Raw genomic sequence first — 22,580 nt, forward strand, 5'->3', positions numbered from 1 at the left:
ACCCCTCTCGGCGGAACCCGCACCTCCCACCTCGAAGCCCTCATCCTCGCGGCCTGAGCGCCCGAATTACGCCTTTGCCAGCAGAGTCCTTCAGGCCGGCGCACTGCGCAAGATCAAAGGTAGAGATCGTCCCAGACCTGACGGAGCGTCACTCCTGCATGTCAGACGGCAGGGCGTACGCGGTCTCACGCGAACCGACACGCGCAATCGAACACCGGGATGACGCTCTGTGACCGCTCCCCAAGATCTGTGCCAGAACCCACTACTGCTCGATAAAGCCAGTGCGGCGCGGCGGTGGCGGCTCCCGCGTCGGTTCTTGATGGCTTCTTCATAGGTTCTTCATAGGGCCCCTCATACGTTCAAGCCCGCCCGGCCGCACCAGCGTCCGGGCGGTCACGAGTGGTGAGGGATCTGTATCCATGAAGGCATGTGCGCGTCGGCGGTTCGCGGCCCGGGTGTGGCCGGCCGTGGTGGTGTCGGTGGTGGCACTGGGGCTGACCGGGTGTGGTGGGGGCGGCGGGGACGGGGACGAGGTGGCCTCGGCCCAGGGCGGCAAGCGCGCGTCCGGTGCGGCGAAGGGCGGCGAAGGCGAGGTCGCGCGGTACGTCGAGGGGCAGCGCAAATACGCCGAGTGCCTGCGGGACAAGGGGGTCGACGTCCCCGACCCGGATGCGAAGGGGCGCATCGAGTTCGGCGATGCGCGGGAGTTGAAGGCGGACCCCACGTTCCGCCAGGCACAGGAGAAGTGCGCGGAATACTCGCTCCCGTTGCCCGAGGAGTTGGAGAAGGAGACCCGCCCGGAGCTGTCCGCCAAGGAGATAGCGACCAAGAAGCGCTACGCGAAGTGCATGCAGGAGAGCGGGGCCCCGGACTTTCCGGACACCGACGACGAGGGCTACTTCGACGAGAAGATGTGGGACCAGACGTCGGCGGGCGCCAAGCGGGCCACCCGCACCTGTGCGCACATCATCGGGCGCCCGGCCAACCCCGGCAAGGGCAAGGGCTGATGGGCGCCGGGCGCAGGTCCCTACTCGTGGGGGCCGGGGCCGTGCTCGTCACCGCCGTGGCGGTGGTGGGCGCGCTGGGGCTCGGCGGCGGGGACGGTTCGGGCTCCGGCGGGTCGGGCTCCGGGCGCGACGGCGGCACGGTGCGGGTCACGCGGGCCACGCTGGTCGACGAGACGGAGGTCGACGGGACGCTGGACCACGGGGCCGAGGTGCCCTTCCAGGTGCGGGCGGAGGGCACCATCACCTGGCTGCCGACGCCGGAGAAGACCGTGGCGCGCGGCGAGACGCTGTTGCGGGTGGACGAGCGGCCCGTCGTGCTGCTTTACGGGGATCTGCCGATGTACCGGGAGCTGGCGGTCGGCCGGGACGCGGACCGGCCCTTCCGGGGCCTGGACGTCCGGCAGTTCGAGTCCAACCTGGCCGCGCTCGGCTACTCCGGCTTCACCGTGGACGACACGTACTCGCAGCTGACCGCCGACGCCGTCAAGCGCTGGCAGCGGGACCTGGGCAGGCCCAGGACCGGCAAGGTGGGCATCGGGGACGTGGCGTACGTACCCGGCCCGATCCGGGTCGCGCGCACCAGCGCGCGGGTGGGGGGCCAGGCCACGGGGGACGTGCTGAGCTACACCAGCACGTCCCGGATGGTGACCGTCGAGGCGTCGGCCGGGGACACCGGCTGGGCGGAGCGGGGCCGTCAGCTGACCGTCGAGCTGCCGGACGGGCATTCGGTCAAGGGGCGCGTGGCCGAGATCGGCCAGGACGCCTCCCCCTCGCAGGGTGCGGGGGCCGGGGCCGAGGGCGGCGACGGGGGCGGCGACGCGGGCGGGGGCGGGGGCTCGGCCAAGAACGCCACTGTTCCGGTGCTGATCCGTATCAGCGACCAGAAGGCCTTGGGGAAGCTGGACAGTTCACCCGTGACCATCCGCTACGTCGGGCGCAAGCGCGAGAACGTGCTGACCGTGCCCGTGGCCGCGCTGGTGGCACTCGCCGAGGGCGGCCACGGGCTCGAACTCGCCGACGGCGACGGCGAGAAGAAGGGCAGTCGGTTCGTCGCCGTCGAGACCGGTCTGTTCGCGAACGGCAAGGTCGAGGTCAGCGGGTCCGCCGTACGCGAGGGCATGAAGGTGAGGATCCCCGAATGAGACCCGTCGTCACCTTCGAGGCGGTCACGAAGACCTATCCCGGCGGGGTCGAGGCGGTCCGTGACACGAATCTGCTGATCCGCTCCGGGGAGTTGGTCGCCGTCGTCGGCCCGTCAGGCTCCGGCAAGTCAAGCCTGCTGCACCTGATGGGCACGCTCGACCGGCCGAGCGCCGGGCGGGTCACGGTCGACGGCCACGACGTGGCCCGGCTGTCCGACCGGGAGCTCTCCGCGCTGCGGGCGCAGCGGATCGGCTTTGTGTTCCAGCAGTTCCATCTGGCGGTCGGGGTGCCGGTCCTGGACACGGTGGCCGACGGGCTGCTGTACGCGGGCGTGCCCTTGCGGGAGCGCCGGCGCAGGGCCTCGGAGGCGCTGGCCCGGGTGGGGCTGGGCCACCGGTCCGGCCATCTGCCCCATCAGCTGTCGGGCGGCGAGCGCCAGCGGGCCGCTGTGGCCCGGGCGGTGGTCGGGGAGCCCGCGCTGCTGCTGGCCGACGAGCCGACCGGCAATCTCGACTCGGCCTCGGGCGCGGCGGTGCTGGAGCTGCTGCGGGAGCTGCACGCGGCCGGTACGACGGTGGTGGTGATCACCCACGACCGTGAGCTGGCCGCGGCGCTGGACCGGCGGGTGGAGATCCGCGACGGGCGGATCGTCGCCGACAGCGGGGCAGACGGGGCGGGCGCGGCACGACTGGCGAGCTCCGCCCACTCGGCGAGCGCGGCACCCCTGGCGAGCGCGCCAACCCCGGCGCCCCCACCCCACCCGACAGACGCGGCAGCCCCGCCAGCGCCGTCAGCCGCGGCGGACGCGGCCTCCTCCGGGAGGCGGCCATGAGTCGGCGGGAGGGAGGAAGTCGGCGGCTGCGGCCCGCCCGGCTGCGGCCCGCGGACTTCGTCCGCCTGGGCGGCACCGGGCTGCGTACCCGCCCGCTGCGCGTGCTCCTGTCCGCGCTGGGCATCGCGATCGGCGTGGCCGCGATGCTCTCGGTGGTCGGGATCTCCATGTCCGGGCGGGCGGAGGTGGACCGCAGGATCGACCGGTTGGGCACCAACCTCCTGCGCGTCGTCCCCGGTCAGGGCGGCCAGTCCACGCAGGGGGAGAGCGCCCGGCTGCCCGAGGAGGCCCCGGCGATGATCCGGCGCATCGGGCCGGTGCGGCAGGTCGCCGCGACGGGCGCGGTCGAGGACGCCAAGGTGTACCGGAACGAGTACATCCCCAGCGGGCGCACCGGCAGCATCGAGGTGCTGGCGGCCGAGCCGCGGCTGCTGGCCGCGGTGGGCGGGAAGGTCCGTACGGGCAGATGGCTGGACTCGGCCACCGCCGAGTACCCGGGGATGGTGCTCGGCCGGAATGCGGCCCGGCGGCTGGATGTGCACACCCCGGGCACCCGGCTGTGGCTGGGCGGCACCTGGTTCTCCCTGGTGGGCATCGCGGATCCGGTGCCGCTGGCGCCCGAGCTCGATCAGGCGGCGCTGGTCGGCTGGCCCGCGGCCCAGCGGTATCTGGGCTTCGACGGCCACCCGTCGACCGTGTACGTCCGTACGGAGGACAGCCGGGTGACGGCCGTACGCGAGGTGCTCGCGGCGACCGCGAACCCCGAGCACCCGGATCAGGTGGTGGTCTCGCGGCCCTCGGACGCGCTGGCCGCGCGCGAGGCGGCCGAGTCGGCGCTGACCGGGCTGCTCCTGGGGCTCGGCGGGGTGGCGCTGCTCGTGGGGGGCGTGGGGGTGGGCAACACCATGGTCATCTCCGTGCTGGAGCGCCGCCCGGAGATCGGGCTGCGCAGGGCGCTGGGCGCCACCAGCGGGCAGATCCGGGGGCAGTTCGTCACCGAGTCGCTGCTGCTGTGCGCGCTGGGCGGGGCGGCCGGGGCGGTGCTGGGCACGGGCATCACCGCCGTGTACGCGGGGGTGCGGGGCTGGCCCACCGAGGTGCCGTTGTGGGCCACCGCGGCCGGGGTGGGGGTGACGCTCGCCATCGGGGCGCTGGCCGGGCTGTACCCGGCGATACGGGCCGGGCGGCTGGCCCCGACCCAGGCCCTCGCCGGGTCCTGAGCGGGCCCGGTCACCAGCGCGGCTGCCGCGTTCCGAGCCGGCCGGTCGCCGGCGCCGCCGCCGGGCCCCGAGCCGGCCGGGTCAGAGGGCGGGGTCGATGGGGACGGCGGGGGCGGCGGCCGTGGGGAGCGCGAGGGTGAACGTGGTGCCGACCCCGACCGCGCTCTCCACCCCGATCGTGCCCTGATGGTCCTTCACGATCTGACGGGCGATGGACAGTCCGAGCCCGCTGCCGCCGGTGGCCCTCCCCCGCGCGGCGTCGGCCCGCCAGAAGCGGTCGAAGACGTGCGGCAGGTGTTCGGCGGGGATGCCGTGCCCGGTGTCGCTCACCTGTACGACGGCCCCCGCGCCGCGGCGCGCCAGGGACAGCCGGACGGTGCCGCCGGGCGCGGTGGCCCGTACGGCGTTGCTCACCAGATTGCCGACGGCCTGCCGCAGCCGGTCCGCGTCGGCGTGCGCGTACACGGGGTCGCCGCCCGGCGTCTCGACGGTGAGGGCGACGCCGGCGCGCTCGGCCTGGGCCCGGTGGGCGGTGCGGCAGGTCTCCAGCAGATCGCCCAGGCGGATGTCCTCGCGGTGGTAGGTGAGCGCGCCCGCCTCGGCGAGCGCCAGGTCCTGAAGGTCGTCGACGATCCGCTGCTGGAGCAGGACCTCCTCGTGGAGCGAGTCCAGCAGCTCGGGTTCCGGGTCGACGACGCCGTCGCGCAGTGCCTCCAGATAGCCCCGCAGGTTGGCCAGCGGGGTGCGCAGCTCGTGCGCGACATCGCCGACGAGCCTGCGCTGACGCTCCTCGCTGGCCTGCAGCGATTCGGCCATGCGGTTGAAGGACCGGCCGAGTTCGGCGATCTCGTCCCGGCCGGTCACGGGCACCCGCCGGGCCAGGTCGCCCTCACCGAGGCCGTGGGAGGCCGCGGTCAGGGCGCTGACGGGGCGGAGCACCGTCCGGCTGAGCAGCAGCGCGCCGAGGATGGCCGCCACCGCGACGGCCACGGCCACCGTGACCGCGGGCGCGGCGGCGAGGGCGGACGGCGGCTCGTCGAGGGCGCCGAGGCGGACTTCGAGCGGCGCCGGGGCGGCGTCGCTGATCTGCTCGGCGAAGATCCGCTGGAGGCAGGGGATGATCCCCTCGTCCGTGGCCGACACACAGGGCCTCGCGGCCTTGTCGTACCGGGTGAACTGCGCCGGTGTCGGCTCAGGCCGCTGACAGGATCCGCGCGACGCCGATGTGCCGCCGCTTCCCGTCTTCCGGCCCGCCGAGTACGTCGGCACGCCATGGTCGTCCCGCCCGACCGTCACCTCGAAGCCGTTGCGGGTCAGACACGCCGCGTACGCCGTCCCGGAGCGGTATTTGGAGATCTCGGTGATGGTGAACTTGAACGCCGCCACCGGAACCAGCCCGTCGGGCAGTCGCAGCCCGGGGCGCGGGTCCACCAGGAGCGGCGCGCCCGGGCCGGTCCTGCGGGGCTCACGGCCCATCAGGACGTCCGAGTCGGCCAGCGGCGCTCCGGAGCCGGTCGCGATGGTGACCCGTATGCGCTGCCCGGTGTCGGCGGACAGCTCGCGCACGGCGGACCCGACGCCGTCCCAGGTGCCGTGCCGCAGGCCGTACTGGCGCAACTCGCTCGTGACGCGGTTGATGTCGGCGCGGTCCGCGGCGGCGGTCTCGTTCGCCTGCCGCGATGCCTGGCGCAGCGTCAGCCAGGCGGTGGCCACGGTCGCGGCGACCACGAGCAGCATGACCAGGGCGAGCGCCCGCAGCCGGAAGCTCATCGAGCTGAGCCCGGGGCCGGGTCCGGGCTCGGGCTCGGGCTCGCATCCGCCAGCCGATAACCACGCCCGTAGACGGTCTCCACCATGCGGGGCGCACCAGGCCCGCGCTCCAGCTTGCGGCGCAGGTTCATCACATGCGCGTCCACGGTGCGCTCCAATACGTTCTGCTCGAAGCCGAAGACCCGGTCGATGATCTGCGCCCGGGTGAAGGCACGCCCCGGCTCGCCCGCCAGCAGGGCCAGGACGGCGAATTCCTTGCCGGTCAGCCCGATCACCTCGCCCGCCAGCCGCACCTCGAAGCGCGCGGTGTCGATCTCCAGCGCCCCGGCCCGGATGACCGTCGGCTCCCCCGCGGCGGCCCGGGACCGCCGCAGCAGGGCCCGGACGCGGGCGGTCAGCTCCCGGGGGCTGTACGGCTTGGTCATGTAGTCGTCGGCGCCGAGGTCGAGTCCGAGGAGCATGTCCTCCTCAGTGGAGCGCGCGGTCAGCAGCAGGATCGGGACCTGGGACTCGGTGCGCAGGATGCGGCACACGTCCAGGCCGTCGACCTGCGGCATCATCACGTCGAGCACGATGAGGTCGGGGCGGGAGGCCCTGGCCCGGTCGATCGCCGAGCGGCCGTCGTGGACGATCTGGACGGCGTTCCCCTCCCGCTCCAGATAGATCCGGATCAGCCGCGCCTGTTTCTCGTCGTCTTCGGCGACCAGGATGCGCGCGCTCAACAGCCCCCCTCAGATCCCCTCAGATCCCCCTCGGCCGTGATCAGGTTCTGTTGACGACCGCCGACTGGGGCCGGATCGGCAGCCTGTTGACCGGGCGGCCGGACGCCGAGCGGACCGCGGCGGCCACCGCCGCCGGGGTGGTGACCACCGGCACCGCGCTGGCGGCCTTGGCGCCGAAGGGGGCGACCACGTCCCGTTCCTCGACGAGTTTGGCGATGCGGATGTCGGGGACGTCCACGGCGGTCGGCAGGGTGTAGCCGGTGAGGTCCGGGTGGCGGACCACGCCGCGGGAGGTGCGCAGGTTCTCGGTGAGAGCCGCGCCGATGCCCTGGGCGACGCCCGCCTCGATCCGGGCCGCCAGCTGGCGGGGGTTGAGCACCCGGCCCACGTCCTGGGCGACCGTCATGTCCACCACCCGCACCGCGCCGATCTCGATGTCGACGTCGACCACGGCGCGGATCGCGCAGAAGGCGAGGCCGACGAACGCGTCGCCCTGGCCCGTCTCGTCCAGCGGCTCGGTGGGGTGCGGGCGGCACTGCGCGGTGGCCCACAGCTCCTTGCCCTCCAGGGCCTCGTCGACGGTGGTGCTGAGCACCCCGTCGTACGAGGTGATCTTGCCGTCGGCGATGGTCAACAGCTCCGTCGACATGCCGAACTTGTGCGCGAGCGGCTGCAGCAGCTGGGTGCGGACCATCTTCGCGGCCCGCTCGACCGCCCCGCCCGACACCCAGGTGTGGCGGCCGCGCGACGCCGGGCCGGCCGGGGGCTGGTCCGTGTCGACCGGCGCGACATGCACCTCCTCGATGCCGAGGACGTCCTGGACGATCTGGCGGGCCAGGGTGGTGAAGCCCTGGCCGGTCTCGACGGCCGCGCAGATGACGGTGGCCACCGAGCCGACGACCTTGACCGTGGCCGTGGAGACCTCGTCGGCCCCCTCGGCGCCGAGCATGTGCACCATGCCCAGGGCGTAGCCGACGCCGCGCCGCACCGCGCCCGGCTCGCCCGCGCCCTCGGGACCGCCGGGCAGCAGCCACTCCTCCTCGGGGTCGTCCTTGGGGAGCGGCGGCAGCGGGGCGTCCCGCACGGCGCGCAGCAGTTCGGCGACCGGGGCCGGACAGGTGACGGTCTGGCCGGTGGGCAGCAGATCGCCGGTCGCCATGGCGTTGCGCAGCCGGATCTCGGCGGGGTCGAGGCCCAGCTTGGCCGCCAGCTTGTCCATCTGGCCCTCGTACGCGGCGCACACCTGCATCGCGCCCTCGCCGCGGACATGGCCGGAGGGCGGGTTGTTGGTGCGCACCGCCCAGCCCTCGATGAACGCGTGCGGCACGACGTACGGGCCGCAGGCGAAGGACACCGCGGCGGCCAGCGCGTCCGCGGAGGAGTCGGCGTACGCGCCCGCGTCCAGCAGGATCTGCGCCTCGACCTTCACCAGCTTGCCCTCGGCGTCGGCGTGGTGGCGGTAGCGCAGCAGCGTCGGGTGGCGGTGGGCGTGGCCGAGGAAGGACTCCTCGCGGGTCGCGGCCAGCTTGACCGGGTGGCCGGTGCGCAGCGCGAGCAGCCCGAGCGGCAGCTGCATGCCGGGGTCCTCGCGCTCGCCCATGGCGCCCGGCACGCCCGTGACCACGACCTTGACCCGCTCCGGCTCCAGGCCGAAGCAGGCGGCGGCCAGGTCGCGGTCGGCGTGCGGGTCGGTGGAGGCCGTATAGATCTCCACGCCGCCGTCGGGGCGGGGCACGGCCAGGCCCGCCTCGGCGCCGATGGGCGCCGGGTCCTGACGGCCGATCCGGTACAGGCCCTCCGCGATGACCTCGCCGACCACGTCCGGGTCGCCGAAGCGCAGCGGGATGTGGCGGACCAGATTGCCGTCGGGGTGCAGCGGCTCGGCGGCGAACGCCTGCTCGGGGTCGGTGACCGGCTCCAGGACCTCGTACTCGACGGCGATGGCCGCGGCGGCCAGCCGGGCGGTGTCGGGGTGGTCGGCGGCGACCGCGGCGATCGGCTCGCCGTGGTGGCGGACCAGGTCCTTGGCGAAGACGGGGCGGTCGGCGACGCGGCGGCCGTGCGCGGCGTCGCCGGGCACGTCGGCGTGGGTCACCACGGCCCGTACGCCCGGCATCTGGGCGGCGGACGCGGTGTCGATGGAGACGATGCGGGCGTGCGGGTGCGGGGAGCGCAGCACGGCGGCCCACAGCAGCCCCTCGGCCCACAGGTCGGCGGCGTACGGGAAGGTGCCGGAGGTCTTGGCCGCCGAGTCCGCGGGCTGCAGCGACATCCCGAGGCCGATGGTCGGCGGCTCCTTGGGCGTGAGGGGGACTCCGGCGGCGGGGGTTGCGGTGGCGGCGCCGGTGCCGTCCGCGATTCCAGTCATGCCGTCGCCCTCCCGCTGCCCGTGCCGCTGCCGTCGAAGCCCCCGTCGCCGGTGCCGTTCATGCCCGGCGGGCCCGCCTGGTGCGGAATGCGGGCGGCGGCGTCCTGCCCGCCGTCCGGCGCCGCGTCCTCCTCCGCGGCGGCCGCGGCCGCCGCCTCCCGGCCCGCGACGACCTCGCGGACCGCGCCCACCACCCCGCGGTAGCCGGAGCAGCGGCACAGGTTGCCGCTGATCGCCTGCCGGGTCTGCAGGTCGGTCGGGGAGTGGTTGCCCTCCAGCAGGTCGTGCACGGTCATGGCCATCCCCGGCACGCAGAACCCGCACTGCACCGCCCCGCAGGCGGCCAGCGCGCGCTGCACGTCCGAGGGCTGCCCGTCCACGGCCAGGCCCTCGATCGTACGGACCTCACAGCCCGCGGCGGTCGCGGCGGGCACCAGGCACGAGGCGACCAGCCGCCCGTCGACCTGGACGGAGCAGGCCCCGCACTCGCCCTGCGAGCAGCCGTCCTTGGCCCCGGCCAGGCCCAGGCGCTCGCGCAGCACGTACAGCAGCGACTCGCCGATCCAGGCGTCGGTGACGGGGCGGTCGGTGCCGTTGACGTGCAGGACGTAGGAGGCGCTGGGGTGCTCGCTGTCGGCCTGGGGGGCCGTGTCGAGGGCCGTGTCGGGGTCCGTGTCGAGGGCCGTGTCGGGGTCCGCTTGGGCGTCGGCGTCCGCTGTGTCCGCCAGATCGGCCGCGGCGGTGGGCTGCTCCTCGCCGTCGGCGGGCTCGGCGTCCGCGGCGCCTTCGACGTCCTCGACCGACGGGTCGGTTTCGACTCCGGCTCCGGGGAGGGACGCGCCGTGGCCGTCCAGCGCCAACTCGGCCGATTCCCCGGCCTGTACGGGGTCGGTGGGCGCCTGCGGGGCCTGGGGAACCTCAGCCGCCTCAAGCGCCTCAGGGACGAGCCCCTCGGCCTCGGCCACGACACCGTGCGGCGGGGTCGCCTGGGCCGCGTGACCCTCGGCCCCGACCGGGCCGTCATGGCCGTCGTAGCCGTCGTCCATGAACCCGCCCCGGGCGCCCACGGGCGCCACGCCGTGCGGCGGGGTCGCCTGGCCCGCGTGACCGTCGGCCCCGGCCGGGCCGCCCTGGCCGCCGTGCGTCAACTCTTCGGGCCAGTCGTCCACCTCGGGCACCTCGGTGCCCGCCGCCGGAGTGGACAGCGCGCCGGACGCGGCGCTGCCGTGCGGCGGGGTGGGCACGCCGGAGTGCTCGACGGGCACGTCGGCGCCCCCGGGGAGCCTCAGGCGCCGCCGTGCGGGGCCCCTGCCTGTCTGCGTCGGGGCCGCGGGGCCGCCACGGACGGCGTGGTCGCCGAGCACGTACTCGCCGGAGTCCTCGGCGGCGGCGTCGTCACCGGCGACCGGAATCGACCACTGACCGGGCTGGCCGTGCTGCTGACCGGGCTGGCCCGGCTGCTCCGGCCGACCCTGCCGCTGGTCGTGGTGCGGGCGCTGGTCCTGGTGCGGGCCCTGCTGCTCCGGCGCGCCGTCCGCGAAGGGCATCGTCCACTGCGCGGTGTCATGCGCGCCGTACGGACGCGTCGCCGGGCCGGTGCGGTCGTCGATTGGGTATGCGCCGGTCTCGTCGACGCCCTCGTCACCCGCGGCCGGGACGGTCCACTGGCCGCCGGGCGACTCGGGCACCTGCCACTGGGCCGCGGCCGCCGGGTCGTTCACCTGGTAGACGCCGGTCTCGTCGACGCCCTCGTCGGCGGCGAACGGGATCGACCACTGGGCGGTCTGGCCGGGCTGCCCCGGCTGCCCCGGGTGTTGCCCCGCGCCGGGCAGGTGCCACTGCGCGGTCGTGTGCGGGCCGTGCGGGTCATGCGAGCCGTGCGGGTCCTGGTGTTCCCCGTACGCGTACTCGCCCGAGTCGCCGGATCCGCCCGCCGGGTCGCCGCCCGGGCCGGGCTGGACCCACTGCCCGGAGTCGTCGGCGCCGGAAGCCATCGGCACGGCCCAGTGCCCGGTCCCGGAAGGGTCGGCGGGCGCGCCGGGCCCGTGGGCCGTCGGCTGCCACTGGCCGCCCTGCGAGGGCGCGCCGGGCCCGCCCGTCACGGGCGGCGGGGTATAGCCGGTGCCGGGGGCCGCGAGCGGGTCCCATCCGCCCGTGTGGGCGGCCGGGTCCTGGTGCGAGTGGTCGGGCGGCAGCTGCAGGAAGCCGGTGGCCTCCGCGTCGTACTCGGGGCCGTGCGGCATCGGCTGCCACCCGCTCCCGGGTTCCGGCCGGTGCGGCTGCTGTTCGTCACTCACGCGAGTGCCCTCCCCAATGCTCGGCGGGCCAAGGCTGACACCGTACGCCTCAGATGGATGGCGGCGGGCGGCAGGGGCACCGGCTCGGAGCCGTCCGCCGGCGGAGCCGGGTCGGGAATGCAGGCGGCGGCGACGTACTCGCCGAAGGCCACGGTCACCTGCGGGTCCAGGCGCCCCCGGTCGCCGTCCCAGTCGATGAGCGAGGCGACCCAGCGCTCGGCCTCCAGCGGACGCAGCGGCATGGGCGCGACCGCGCCGACCGCGCAGCGCACGCCCCGCCGCGCCGGGTCCAGGACGACGGCGACCGAGGCCGTGGCCCGGCCCGGGCCGGTGCGCCCGGTGGCCTTGAGGAACGCCTGGGGGGCGTGCAGGATCGGCACGCGTACGAAGCCGACGAGTTCGCCGGGCCCCAGCATCTCGACACCGGCCAGCAGATGGCTGACCGGAATCTCACGGCGCGAGCCTTCGGGCCCGGCGATGACGACCGTGGCCTCCAGCGCGGCGAGCACCGGCAGCGCGTCGCCCGTGGGGGCGGCGGTGACGATGTTGCCGCCGAGCGTGCCGGCGTTGCGGATCTGCGGCGGCCCGGCGGCGCGCGCGGCGGCGGCCAGCGCCGGGATGAGCGCGGCGAAGTCGGGGCGGCCCATGCGGGCGTGGGTGAGTCCGGCGCCGAGCAGGGCGTGGCCGTCCAGGTAGCGCCAGCCGCGGATCTCGCTGATCCGGCCGAGGCCGACGAGAGCGGCGGGCCGCAGCAGCCCGGAGTTGACGGCGGCCATCAGATCGGTGCCGCCCGCGACGGGTACGGCGGCGGGCATGGCGGCCAGCGCCGCCACGGCCTCGTCGAGCGTGCCCGGCAACGTCACCGTGTGCGCCGCCTGCGGTGCGTGCGTGGTCAACCCAGCTGCCCCTTCCCCGGTGTCCCGGCTGTTGCGCCGTACGGTACGTGCTGACAGCCCGGACGTGGCAACTCTGGCACATCTTCCGAGTCCGCCGTCGCGAGGGTCCGTGAAGCATGGATCCGTCCCCGACCAGGGGGATGGTACGGGTTTCAGACGACGTCTCCGCCAGATGTGGATTGCCACGTTTCAGGGACCCTTGTACGACTTGGGGTTGAGCCGGGGACCACGGTCCCAGGGGCGACCCGCCTCAGGGCGCACCTTCCGGCGTGCCTCACACGATCGGGGGCGACCCGTCGATCGGACGTCCGAGGCCGCCCACCATTCCTTCGGGGGCGGGGCGCCGCTGCCAGGGGCGCGGGCCGCCGGGGGGCCGGTAGTCCACGCCGAGCGCGTCAAGGCGCGCGTAGTGGGCCGTCATGCGCTCCCGGAAGCCCGCGAAGTCCCGCTCGGACGGGGGCGGAAGCGGCGACCAGACGGCTTCGGCGAAGGCGGCGAGGCGGGGGAAGGTCTGGTAGTCGACGCGCCGCCGGTCCTCCAGCACCTCCGTCCAGACGTTGGCCTGAGCGCCGAGCACGCGCTCCGCCTCCGCGCCGGTGAGCTCGGGCGGAACCGGCTCGAAGCGGTAGACGTCCTCCAGGGTGCGTACGTAGCCGATGGGGACCGGCTCGTCGTCGCCGGCGGCCTGGCGGTAGTCGAAGTAGACGTGCTGTTTGGGACACATGACGACGTCGTGACCGGCGCGGGCGGCCGCGATGCCGCCCGCGTAGCCGCGCCAGGACGACACGGCGGCGCCCTCGGGCAGGTCGGCCCCCAGGCCGCTGACCGCGCTGCCTTCCAGAATCTCGTCCCAGCCGATCAGGCGGCGGCCGCGCTCGGCCAGCCAGCGGCCGAAGTGGCCCAGGAACCAGTTCTGCAGCTCGTCCTCGTCGGCCAGGCCCAGCTCCCGGATGCGGTCCTGGGCGGCCGGGGAGGCCCGCCACTGCTCCTTGGGGCACTCGTCGCCGCCGAGGTGGACGAAGGTGCCCGGGAAGAGCTCCAGGACCTCCTCGAGGACGTTCTCGTAGAAGCGCAGCGTGGTGTCGGCGGGTGAGAGTACGTTCGGGTTGACGCCCCAGGTGGTCCAGACTCCGAGGGAGGCGGTGTCGACGGCGTCGGCGTTCCCCAGTTCCGGGTACGCGGCGATGGCGGCCTGAGAGTGCCCGGGGACGTCGATCTCCGGGACGACGGTGATGTGCCGCTCGGCGGCGTAGGCGACGATCTCGCGGATGTCGTCCTGGGTGTAGTAGCCGCCGTGCGGGCGCTCGTCCCACAGCGGTGAGTCGCGGTGCCCGAATTTGGTGCGTTCGCGCCAGGCGCCGACCTCGGTGAGCCTGGGGTAGCGGCGGATCTCCAGGCGCCAGCCCTGGTCGTCGGTCAAGTGCAGATGCAGCACATTGAGCTTGTGCGCGGCCATCAGGTCGACGTAGTCGAGGACGTCGCCCTTGGGCATGAAGTGACGCGCGACGTCCAGCATCAGGCCGCGCCAGGCGAAGCGCGGGGCGTCCTCGATCAGCACGCAAGGCACCGTCCACTCCTCCCGGCTCGCGATCGGCGCGCGCCGGAACGCGTCGGGACCGAGCAGTTGGCGGAAGGTCTGCGCGCCCCAGAAGACCCCGGCCGGGCCGCCGCCCTCGATCCGGATCACGCCGTAGCCGTCGATGGTGAGGCGATAGCCCTCCGGGCCGAGCTTCCGCTCGGTCTCGGGGGCGATCTGGAGCAGGATCTCTTCACCGGGCCCGAGCGGCAGGCCGGTCGCGGCGCCGACGGTGGCCCTCAGCCAGCGCGCGGTGGCCTCGGTGCCCGGGCCCGCGTGCAGCAGGGTCTCGGCGTCCACGGGGTAGCGGGCGCCGGACTGAAGCTCGCGCGCGACGCGGGGCGCCGGGATCAGATCCGCTGGGTTCATGGCGGGCGGCTCCATGGCAGGGGGCTTCATGGCGAAGCTCACCCTTTCACGGCTTCCCGGCCCGCAGCAGTCCGCGGCGCTCAGGCGCCCGGCAACTCCTCGGCCGGACCGAACGGTTCGGGATCCGGCACGGCCTCCACCCGGGCCCCCGCCGCCGCCAGGCGGACCACCACCTGCTCCCAGTCCGGCCAGCAGCTCCGCATCCGCTCCAGTACGTCGCGGCCCGCGATCAGCACGATCTCGCAGCCCGGCTCGTCGGCCCACTCCAGCAGCCTGGGCAGGGTGGGCTGGGCGGCCGAGACGACACAGCTGCCCGCCGGGCGGTAGCCGCGCTCGGCGGCCAGCCGCGCGCACCGCTCCAGCTGGGCGTCCCAGTCCTTCTCGAACTGGCGGTACCCGGCCGCCCCTTCCCCGTCGGGCTCGCCTGGTTCGTCGATCTCTCGCGCCCCGAACACCAGGTAGGCCGCCCGCTCGGCACCGCTCTCCCCGCGCCCGCTCATAGGGGCGACCCTAACGGCGTACACCGCGCCGCCGGGGCCGTACGCCGTCAGGTGCGCGGCATATGCCAAATACGGCGGTATGTCGTGCGTACGCGGGAGACGTGTGGGCACGCACAGCGTGCTACGCCCGGCCTGCGCCCCTGGTCCGGGGGCGCGGGCCGGGCGTGCCGCGCGCGGGGCTCCGGCGGGTGGTGCCGGGGCGGAGGGGCTACTTCTTGCCGTCGCCGTCCTTGCCCTTGTCGCCGCCGGCGCCCATGCCCTCGAAGATCTCCTTGCACATCGGGCAGACCGGGTACTTCTTCGGGTCGCGACCCGGGACCCAGACCTTGCCGCAGAGTGCGACCACCGGGGATCCGGAGAGCGCGCTCTCCATGATCTTGTCCTTCTGTACGTAATGGGCATAGCGCTCGTGGTCGCCGTCACCGTGCGACACCTGAGGTGTCGGCTCAACGAGGGTCCCCGTGCCTGCCCCGCGCTCGGGCTCAAGAGTGCTCATACAGCCCTAGGGTACTCACGCCCCGAGCGAACGAGGGATCAGCGCCTCCCGCGGCGCCGACCGGTGTCGCCGCCGCGAAGACGCCGCGGATACACCACAAAGACGCCGCAGAGATCGGGGAGGCGGGGCTTAGTTGAGCGAAGGGTCGTCCGGATACGTGGCGACCATCGCCAGTTCGCTGCGCTGGCGGCGCAGCACCGACCGCCACAGCCGCTCCGGGGCGGGTGAGGAGACATCGCCCGGCTCGGACTCCACGACATACCACGCGCCCTCGGAGAGCTCGTCCTCCAGCTGCCCGGGGCCCCATCCGGCGTAGCCCGCGAAGATCCGCAGCGAGCCGACGGCGGCGGCCAGCAGTTCGGGCGGCGCTTCCAGGTCGACCAGCCCGATCGCGCCGTGCACCCGGCGCCAGCCGAGCGGGCCGTCCTCGGCCGGCGCGGAGACTCTCCCGGCCTCGGGGGCTCTCCCGGCCTCGCCGGGGACCACGGCGACCCCCAGCGCGGAATCCAGCGATACCGGGCCGCCCTGGAACACCACTCCGGGCTCCCCGGCCAGCGCGGCCCACGACTCCAGGATGTCGCCGACCCCCACCGGGGTCGGGCGGTTGAGCACGACGCCCAGCGACCCCTCCTCGTCGTGGTCGAGGAGGAGCACCACCGCACGGTCGAAGTTCGGGTCCGCCAGCGCCGGTGTCGCGACAAGCAGCCGTCCTGTGAGCGAGGACACCTCGGTCATGGACACATGATCCCGCATGTTCGCCCCGGAGGGGGAGTGGAAGACGAGTCCCATGTGAGAGCAGGTCGGGGCGTACGACAGCAGGAACGGCGCATGTAACCGTACGCTTTCTGCTTTGAACCGAACGTGTTGTGACACATTCATGTCCGTTCGGTGGGTACGTCGGTCAGATGGAGGCTCTCTCCGCGGCCATTACTCTTGCCTCTTGCCCCCCGACCGTCCCAGGAACGCGAGACCAGATGACCCGCTCGAACGATGTCCTGCTCGTCCATGGCGGCACCCCGCTCGAAGGCGAGATCCGTGTCCGAGGCGCGAAGAACCTCGTGCCGAAGGCCATGGTCGCCGCGCTGCTCGGCAGCGGGCCGAGCCGGCTGCGCAACGTACCCGACATCCGCGACGTGCGGGTGGTGCGCGGGCTGCTGCAGCTGCACGGCGTCACGGTACGCCCCGGTGACGAGGCCGGCGAGCTGGTGCTGGACCCGACCCATGTGGAGAGCGCGAACGTCGCGGACATCGACGCGCACGCCGGCTCCTCACGCATCCCGATCCTCTTCTGCGGCCCGCTGCTGCACCGCCTCGGCCACGCCTTCATCCCGGGCCTGGGCGGCTGCGACATCGGCGGCCGGCCGATCGACTTCCACTTCGACGTGCTGCGCCAGTTCGGCGCCACGATCGAGAAGCGGGCGGACGGCCAGTACCTGGAGGCCCCGCACCGGCTGCGCGGCGCCAAGATCCGCCTGCCGTACCCGTCGGTCGGCTCCACCGAGCAGGTGCTGCTGACCGCGGTGCTCGCCGAGGGTGTGACGGAACTCTCCAACGCGGCCGTCGAGCCGGAGATCGAAGACCTGATCTGCGTCCTGCAGAAAATGGGCGCGATCATCTCCATGGACACGGACCGTACGATCCGGATCACCGGCGTCGACAAGCTCGGCGGCTACAACCACCGCGCCCTCCCGGACCGCCTGGAGGCCGCCTCCTGGGCGAGCGCGGCGCTCGCGACCGAGGGCAGCATCTATGTGCGCGGCGCCAGCCAGCGCGAGATGATGACCTTCCTGAACACCTACCGCAAGGTCGGCGGCGCCTTCGACATCGGTGACGAGGGCATACGGTTCTGGCACCCGGGCGGCAAGCTCAACGCCATCGCCCTGGAGACCGACGTCCACCCCGGCTTCCAGACCGACTGGCAGCAGCCCCTGGTCGTGGCCCTGACCCAGGCCTCCGGGCTGTCCATCGTCCACGAGACGGTCTACGAGTCGCGCCTGGGCTTCACCTCCGCGCTCAACCAGATGGGCGCGCACATCCAGCTCTACCGCGAGTGCCTGGGCGGCTCCGCCTGCCGCTTCGGCCAGCGGAACTTCCTGCACTCGGCGGTCGTGTCGGGCCCGACCAAGCTGCAGGGCGCCGACCTGGTCATCCCCGACCTGCGCGGCGGCTTCTCGTACCTCATCGCGGCCCTGGCGGCCCAGGGCACGTCCCGGGTCCACGGCATCGACCTGATCAACCGCGGCTACGAGAACTTCATGAGCAAGCTGGGGGATCTGGGCGCCAAGGTCGAGCTCCCGGGCGGCGAAAAGACTGCCTGAGCCCCGCCGCCGCCCCCGGCCGGGGGTCCGGGGGTTGCCCCCGGGCAGGCACAGCATGAGCAAGCTGGGGGATCTGGGCGCCAAGGTCGAGCTCCCGGGCGGCGAGGGGGCCTCCTAAGGCTCGGGAACGGCCTTCAGAGGCCGTAGGAACGCCGAAAGGGGCGACCACCCTCCGATGAGGTGGCCGCCCCTTTCGTATGGGGTCCTACTTGCCCTTGGCGGCTTCCTTGAGCTTGGAGCCCGCGGAGACCTTCACGCTGTAGCCGGCCGGGATCTCGATCGGCTCACCGGTCTGCGGGTTGCGCGCGGTGCGAGCGGCACGGTGGGTGCGCTCGAAGGTGAGGAAGCCGGGGATGGTGACCTTCTCGTCGCCCTTGGCGACGATCTCTCCGGTCACCTCGGCGAGGGCGGCCAGAACGGCGTCGGCGTCCTTTCGGGTCACCTCGGCGCGCTCGGACAGAGCGGCCACCAGCTCACTGCGGTTCATGTTGTACTCCCGTGTTCATCTTGCCATTAGGCGTGAGATCGAAGCCGATGCTGCCAGGGCCCTCGGACAGTCCCCGGACCCGGGTCTACTGTTCAGACCCTCGCGCCCGGAACGCATCCTGCCCCCACCTGTGGCGGGAAAGCCAATCCGGGGCCTGGTGAGTCGCGCGAAAAGCGCCGTGGCGGCCGTTTCTGCCCGACACCCTATGGGGGCCCGATCGGCTGAACGCCGCGCGACGCGCCGTACGACGCGCCGAGCCCCGCCTAGACCCCCGTGGTACCGGTCACAGCCTTGGCGGCGACCCGCACCGCGCCGGCGACCGCGCCCGCCACCTTGTCGTTGAAGACGCTCGGGATGATGTAGTTGGCATTCAGCTCGTCGTCGTGGACGACGTCCGCGAGTGCCCGGGCCGCGGCCAGCATCATGTCGTCGTTCACGGTACGCGACTGCGCGTCCAGCAGGCCACGGAAGACGCCCGGGAAGACCAGCACGTTGTTGATCTGGTTCGGGAAGTCGGAGCGGCCGGTGGCGACCACCGCGGCGGTCTGGCGGGCGATGGCCGGGTCGACCTCGGGGTCGGGGTTGGCCAGTGCGAAGACGATCGCGCCGTCGGCCATGGCGGCCACGTCGTCGCCGGACAGGACGTTCGGGGCCGAGACGCCGATGAAGACGTCGGCGCCGCGCACGGCCTCCTTGAGGGTGCCGGTGACGCCCTCGGGGTTGGTGTTCTCGGCGATCCAGCGCAGCGCGGTCATGTCGGAGTTGCCGTTCGCGCCGGCCAGGTCCGCGCGCCCGGCGTGCACGACGCCGTGGATGTCCGCGACGACCGCGTGCCGCACACCCGCGGCGATCAGCAGCTTGAGGATGGCGGTGCCGGCCGCGCCCGCGCCGGACATGACCACGCGCACGTCGCCGATCTTCTTGTTGACCACGCGCAGCGCGTTGGTGAGGGCGGCGAGCACCACGATGGCGGTGCCGTGCTGGTCGTCGTGGAAGACCGGGATGTCCAGCGCCTCGCGCAGCCGCGCCTCGATCTCGAAGCAGCGGGGGGCGGAGATGTCCTCCAGGTTGATGCCCGCGAAGCCGGGGGCGATGGCCTTGACGATCGCGACGATCTCATCGCTGTCCTGGGTGTCCAGGCAGAGCGGCCAGGCGTCGATGCCCGCGAAGCGCTTGAAGAGGGCCGCCTTGCCCTCCATGACGGGCAGCGCGGCCTTGGGGCCGATGTTGCCCAGGCCCAGGACCGCGGAGCCGTCGGTGACCACCGCGACGCTGTTGCGCTTGATGGTGAGGCGGCGGGCGTCCTCGGGGTTCTCGGCGATGGCCTGGCAGACGCGGGCGACGCCCGGGGTGTAGACCATGGACAGGTCGTCGCGGTTGCGGATCGGGTGCTTGGACGACATCTCGATCTTGCCGCCGAGGTGCATCAGGAACGTACGGTCGGAGACCTTGCCGAGCGAGACCCCCTCGATGCCGCGCAGCTTCTCGACGATCTCGTCGGCGTGCGCGGTGGAGGTCGCGGCGATGGTGACGTCGATCCGGAGCTTCTCGTGGCCGGAAGCGGTCACGTCGAGGCCGGTGACCGAGCCGCCGGAGGATTCCACGGCCGTGGTGAGCTGGCTGACCGCCGTGCCGCTCGCCGGTACCTCCAGCCGGACCGTCATCGAGTACGAGACGCTGGGCGCCGTTGCCATGGCCGACTTCCTCTGCTTTCCCTTGTTTCAGGTTGTCCCGGGGCGCGGTGGTGGTTCGCCGGTCTGCCCTCGGACAGTGGTCTTCAGATGGTTACACCTACCTTCCGGTACCGGGTAACCGGGCTCGAGTTTCGGAGATATTGTTCAGCCCGGCGAGGACTCCGACGAAACGAGACGAAACGAGAAGAGGCCCGCGTCCTCAACAGCTGACGCGGACCTCTTCACCATGTCCAGGTGGCACCGACCCGCCATGCTCGCCTCGCGGCAAGTGGTCGCTCGAAGCGACGAAGGTTGGGCCCGGGGGCTTGGATCGAGCCGGTGCCACAGCAAGGCTAACAAACCATCCCCGGAAGTGATTCCCTCCCCCACGGTTGATTTTGCGGGTCGATTTCGCGGGTCGGTTCCACCGCCGCCCCGGCGCCCGGTCTCAGTCCCTCAACAGATCGGGGACGCCGTGCTCGTCCGGGTCGTCCCGCTGCCCCGGCACCACGGTCAGCCGCTGTGTCGCGCGCGTCAGCGCCACGTACAGCACCCGCAGCCCCGCCGGGGACTCGTCGGCGATCTCGGCCGGCGACACCACGACCGTCGCGTCGTACTCCAGGCCCTTGGCCTCCAGGCTGCCCAGCGCCACCGCACGGTCGCCGAGCCCCTCCAGCCAGCGGCGCGCCGCGGCCCGCCGCCGCATGGCGACGACAACGCCGACCGTGCCGTCCACCTCGTCCAGCAGGCGCTTCGCCTCCTCGCGCACCCGCGCGCCCAGGTCCCCGCCGGCCCCGTCGGCCGCCCCGTCCGCCATGGGGGCGAAGCGCGGCACCAGGCCCGTGGAGCGGACCGCCTCGGGCGCCTGGGCGCCGGGCATCGCGAGGGCGAGGACCTTCGCGGCGAGTTCGGCGATCTCCGCCGGGTTGCGGTAGTTCACGGTCAGCGTGAAGCGGCGGCGCGGGCGGCTGCCCAGCGCCTCGGCGCGGGCCTCGGCCGCCTCCTCCGGGTCCGACCAGGAGCTCTGCGCCGGGTCCCCGACCACCGTCCAGGTGGCGTGGCGGCCGCGCCGCCCGACCATCCGCCACTGCATCGGGGTCAGGTCCTGCGCCTCGTCGACGATCACATGGGCGTAGTCGACGCGCTCCTGCTCCAGCCGGTCCGCGCGGGTGCGGCGGGGCGCGGTGCGGTCGGCGAAGGTGGTCAGCTCATCGAGCCCGGTCAGCTGGTCCAGCGGGTCGACCTCGCGGGACCTGGCGGGCCGGGCCGGGGCGCCCAGGACGGTGTGCAGCTCGTCCAGCAGCGCCACGTCGTGCACCGACAGCGGGCCCTTCCCGTCCGCCCCCAGGCGGGTCAGCGAGCGGGCCAGCCGGCTTGCCTCGCGCTGGCCCAGCACCCGCCGGGACCAGCGGGTCAGCCGCTTCTCGTCGGCCATCGCGGCCAGCACGCCGCGCGGGGTGAGCTCGGGCCACCAGGCGTCCAGGAAGCCGAGGAAGTCGTCCTCGGTGGAGATGTCCTCGTCGAACCCCTCGCGCGCCTCGGCGGCCAGTTCGGCGTCGGTGTAGCGGGGGGTACCCCCAGACGTGGCGGACTTGGCCCACAGCGCGTCCAGCAGCAGCCGGCGGGCGCGCGGCCGCAGCAGGTTGACGGGCGCGGTGCCGCCCAGCACGGCCTGCCGGATCCCGCGCAGCTCGTCGGCGTCCAGCTCGATCCGCGCGCCGAACGCCACGACGCGCAGCCGCTCCGGCGGCCCGGCCGCCCGGCCGGGGCCCGCGGGCAGCTCCAGGGCGCCGCGCGCGGCCTTGCGCAGCACCCGCGTCATCCGTGAGGAGCCCTTGACGCGGGCGACGGCCGGCTCGTCGTACGTGGTGGCCTCGGCGCCGTCCACCAGCGATCCGACCGCGCGGATCGCGACCTGCCCCTCCTCGCCGAGCGAGGGCAGTACGCCCTCGGTGTAGGCGACCAGCAGCGGGGTCGGGCTGACGACCAGGATCCCGCCCGCGTACCGCCGCCGGTCCTGGTAGAGCAGATACGCGGCGCGGTGCAGCGCGACCGCGGTCTTGCCGGTGCCCGGGCCGCCCTCCACCTCGGTGACGGAGGCGGCGGGCGCGCGGATCACCAGGTCCTGCTCGGCCTGGATGGACGCGACGATGTCGCGCATGGTGTGGCCGCGGGCCTGGCCGAGCGCCGCCATCAGCGCGCCGTCGCCGACGACCGGCAGCTCCGCCCCGTCCAGGGTCGCGGTCAGCTCGGGGCGCAGCAGGTCGTCCTCGACGCCGAGCACCCGGCGCCCCTTGCTGCGGATGACCCGGCGGCGCACGACCCGGCCGGGGGTGACGGGGGTGGAGCGGTAGAAGGGCGCGGCCGCGGGCGCGCGCCAGTCGATGACCAGCGGGGCGTAGTCGGCGTCCAGAACGCCGATGCGGCCGATGTGCAGGGTCTCGGCGATCTCCGCGCGGTCGCCGCCGTCCTCGCCGGGGCGGATCGCGTCGTCGGCGGGCTCGACGGAGGTGTACGCGCCGTCCGGGCCGCGCTTCCCGTCCTTGCCGAGCAGCAGGTCGATGCGGCCGAAGAGGAAGTCCTCGAACTCGCTGTTGAGCCGGTTGAGGTGCACCCCGGCCCGGAAGACCTGGGCGTCCCGCTCGGCGAGCGCGCCGGGCGTGCCGACCTGGCCGCGCTTGGCGGCGTCGTTCATCAGGAACTCCGCCTCGTGGATCTTCTCCTCGAGGCGCCGGTACACCTGGTCCAGATGCGCCTGCTCGATCCGGATCTCCCGCTCGCGGATCCCGTCCCCGCCGTTCCGGTCCCTGGCGTTCCGGTTCCCGGCGGCCCGTTTCCCGGCGGCTCGTTTCTCGGCTCCGCCGGGGCTGTCCGGTCTCGCCTTCCGGTTCGCGTGCGTGGCGTTG

17 protein-coding genes are annotated in these 22,580 nt (G+C 73.8%); 5 read left to right on the forward strand and 12 right to left on the reverse strand.

The features are described from left to right. The first annotated feature begins 419 nt into the window (after positions 1 to 419). From PV419_RS45965 to PV419_RS45980, 4 genes are read left to right on the forward strand one after another with little or no spacing between them, the layout of a single operon-like run. On the forward strand, positions 420 to 1,007 hold the full coding sequence (locus tag PV419_RS45965; RefSeq protein ID WP_319699376.1) for a hypothetical protein: 588 nt from the start codon (positions 420 to 422) through the stop codon (positions 1,005 to 1,007). Between the two features lie 26 nt (positions 1,008 to 1,033). Continuing rightward, positions 1,034 to 2,149, forward strand: coding sequence for a peptidoglycan-binding domain-containing protein (locus PV419_RS45970; RefSeq protein ID WP_319699378.1), 1,116 nt, complete (start codon positions 1,034 to 1,036; stop codon positions 2,147 to 2,149). Next, positions 2,146 to 2,982 (forward strand): ABC transporter ATP-binding protein, encoded by an 837-nt coding sequence (locus tag PV419_RS45975; RefSeq protein WP_319699380.1) that lies wholly within the window; start codon positions 2,146 to 2,148, stop codon positions 2,980 to 2,982. The genes PV419_RS45970 and PV419_RS45975 overlap by 4 nt, the downstream gene beginning before the upstream one ends. Next, positions 2,979 to 4,202, forward strand: coding sequence for an ABC transporter permease (locus PV419_RS45980; protein WP_319699381.1), 1,224 nt, complete (start codon positions 2,979 to 2,981; stop codon positions 4,200 to 4,202). Before PV419_RS45975 ends, PV419_RS45980 begins: the two co-directional genes overlap by 4 nt. 81 nt (positions 4,203 to 4,283) lie before the next feature. Here the strand turns inward: PV419_RS45980 and PV419_RS45985 are convergent, their stop codons facing one another. The 9 genes from PV419_RS45985 to PV419_RS46025 form a co-directional block, all read right to left on the reverse strand. Then, positions 4,284 to 5,972 carry a sensor histidine kinase gene (locus tag PV419_RS45985; protein ID WP_319699382.1) on the reverse strand — a complete coding sequence of 563 codons (1,689 nt, stop codon included), beginning with the start codon at positions 5,970 to 5,972 and terminating at the stop codon, positions 4,284 to 4,286. Beyond that, complete coding sequence (locus PV419_RS45990) at positions 5,969 to 6,694, reverse strand: response regulator transcription factor (RefSeq protein ID WP_319699384.1); 726 nt, start codon at positions 6,692 to 6,694, stop codon at positions 5,969 to 5,971. Before PV419_RS45990 ends, PV419_RS45985 begins: the two co-directional genes overlap by 4 nt. A 40-nt stretch (positions 6,695 to 6,734) precedes the next feature. After that, positions 6,735 to 9,062 (reverse strand): xanthine dehydrogenase family protein molybdopterin-binding subunit, encoded by a 2,328-nt coding sequence (locus PV419_RS45995; protein ID WP_319699386.1) that lies wholly within the window; start codon positions 9,060 to 9,062, stop codon positions 6,735 to 6,737. Then, a complete protein-coding gene (locus tag PV419_RS46000) occupies positions 9,059 to 11,359 on the reverse strand; it encodes a 2Fe-2S iron-sulfur cluster-binding protein (RefSeq protein WP_319699388.1) in 2,301 nt (766 codons plus the stop codon). The genes PV419_RS45995 and PV419_RS46000 overlap by 4 nt, the downstream gene beginning before the upstream one ends. Beyond that, positions 11,356 to 12,255, reverse strand: coding sequence for an FAD binding domain-containing protein (locus PV419_RS46005; RefSeq protein WP_319699390.1), 900 nt, complete (start codon positions 12,253 to 12,255; stop codon positions 11,356 to 11,358). Before PV419_RS46005 ends, PV419_RS46000 begins: the two co-directional genes overlap by 4 nt. A gap of 274 nt (positions 12,256 to 12,529) precedes the next feature. Continuing rightward, the gene (locus PV419_RS46010; protein WP_319699392.1) at positions 12,530 to 14,200 is read right to left on the reverse strand and encodes a beta-N-acetylhexosaminidase; all 1,671 of its coding nucleotides are present in this window, start codon (positions 14,198 to 14,200) and stop codon (positions 12,530 to 12,532) included. 80 nt (positions 14,201 to 14,280) lie between these two features. Further along, complete coding sequence (locus PV419_RS46015) at positions 14,281 to 14,811, reverse strand: hypothetical protein (RefSeq protein WP_319699393.1); 531 nt, start codon at positions 14,809 to 14,811, stop codon at positions 14,281 to 14,283. A gap of 97 nt (positions 14,812 to 14,908) precedes the next feature. Beyond that, positions 14,909 to 15,196 (reverse strand): DUF3039 domain-containing protein, encoded by a 288-nt coding sequence (locus PV419_RS46020; RefSeq protein WP_075200572.1) that lies wholly within the window; start codon positions 15,194 to 15,196, stop codon positions 14,909 to 14,911. A gap of 129 nt (positions 15,197 to 15,325) precedes the next feature. Beyond that, positions 15,326 to 15,931, reverse strand: coding sequence for a YqgE/AlgH family protein (locus tag PV419_RS46025; protein ID WP_319699397.1), 606 nt, complete (start codon positions 15,929 to 15,931; stop codon positions 15,326 to 15,328). 239 nt (positions 15,932 to 16,170) lie between these two features. On the opposite strand from PV419_RS46025, the gene murA reads away from it, so the two are divergent. Beyond that, complete coding sequence (murA, locus tag PV419_RS46030) at positions 16,171 to 17,514, forward strand: UDP-N-acetylglucosamine 1-carboxyvinyltransferase (protein ID WP_319699398.1); 1,344 nt, start codon at positions 16,171 to 16,173, stop codon at positions 17,512 to 17,514. Positions 17,515 to 17,719: 205 nt separating this feature from the next. Here murA and PV419_RS46035 read toward each other — a convergent pair whose 3' ends face one another. The 3 genes from PV419_RS46035 to PV419_RS46045 all read right to left on the reverse strand — a co-directional run bounded on the left by PV419_RS46035 (position 17,720) and on the right by PV419_RS46045 (position 22,459). Then, positions 17,720 to 18,001 (reverse strand): HU family DNA-binding protein, encoded by a 282-nt coding sequence (locus PV419_RS46035; protein WP_014179130.1) that lies wholly within the window; start codon positions 17,999 to 18,001, stop codon positions 17,720 to 17,722. 263 nt (positions 18,002 to 18,264) lie between these two features. Further along, entirely contained in the window at positions 18,265 to 19,695 is a 1,431-nt protein-coding gene (locus PV419_RS46040) for an NAD-dependent malic enzyme (protein WP_319699401.1), read from the reverse strand. A 427-nt stretch (positions 19,696 to 20,122) separates the two neighbouring features. Then, positions 20,123 to 22,459 (reverse strand): HelD family protein, encoded by a 2,337-nt coding sequence (locus PV419_RS46045; protein WP_319699483.1) that lies wholly within the window; start codon positions 22,457 to 22,459, stop codon positions 20,123 to 20,125. Positions 22,460 to 22,580 lie beyond the last annotated feature (121 nt).

Origin of the sequence: Streptomyces sp. ME19-01-6, from assembly GCF_033793745.1 — a bacterium.
Taxonomy (GTDB): domain Bacteria; phylum Actinomycetota; class Actinomycetes; order Streptomycetales; family Streptomycetaceae; genus Streptomyces.

What these genes read in the sequence shown, in the direction of transcription:
- PV419_RS45965 (WP_319699376.1), top strand. Translation starts at nt 420, where the DNA reads ATGAAGGCATGTGCGCGTCGGCGGTTCGCGGCCCGGGTGTGGCCGGCC.
- PV419_RS45975 (WP_319699380.1), top strand. Translation starts at nt 2,146, where the DNA reads ATGAGACCCGTCGTCACCTTCGAGGCGGTCACGAAGACCTATCCCGGC.
- PV419_RS45980 (WP_319699381.1), top strand. Translation starts at nt 2,979, where the DNA reads ATGAGTCGGCGGGAGGGAGGAAGTCGGCGGCTGCGGCCCGCCCGGCTG.
- PV419_RS45985 (WP_319699382.1), bottom strand. Translation starts at nt 5,972, where the DNA reads ATGAGCTTCCGGCTGCGGGCGCTCGCCCTGGTCATGCTGCTCGTGGTC.
- PV419_RS45995 (WP_319699386.1), bottom strand. Translation starts at nt 9,062, where the DNA reads ATGACTGGAATCGCGGACGGCACCGGCGCCGCCACCGCAACCCCCGCC.
- PV419_RS46010 (WP_319699392.1), bottom strand. Translation starts at nt 14,200, where the DNA reads ATGAACCCAGCGGATCTGATCCCGGCGCCCCGCGTCGCGCGCGAGCTT.
- PV419_RS46020 (WP_075200572.1), bottom strand. Translation starts at nt 15,196, where the DNA reads ATGAGCACTCTTGAGCCCGAGCGCGGGGCAGGCACGGGGACCCTCGTT.
- PV419_RS46025 (WP_319699397.1), bottom strand. Translation starts at nt 15,931, where the DNA reads ATGACCGAGGTGTCCTCGCTCACAGGACGGCTGCTTGTCGCGACACCG.
- murA (WP_319699398.1), top strand. Translation starts at nt 16,171, where the DNA reads ATGACCCGCTCGAACGATGTCCTGCTCGTCCATGGCGGCACCCCGCTC.
- PV419_RS46035 (WP_014179130.1), bottom strand. Translation starts at nt 18,001, where the DNA reads ATGAACCGCAGTGAGCTGGTGGCCGCTCTGTCCGAGCGCGCCGAGGTG.
- PV419_RS46040 (WP_319699401.1), bottom strand. Translation starts at nt 19,695, where the DNA reads ATGGCAACGGCGCCCAGCGTCTCGTACTCGATGACGGTCCGGCTGGAG.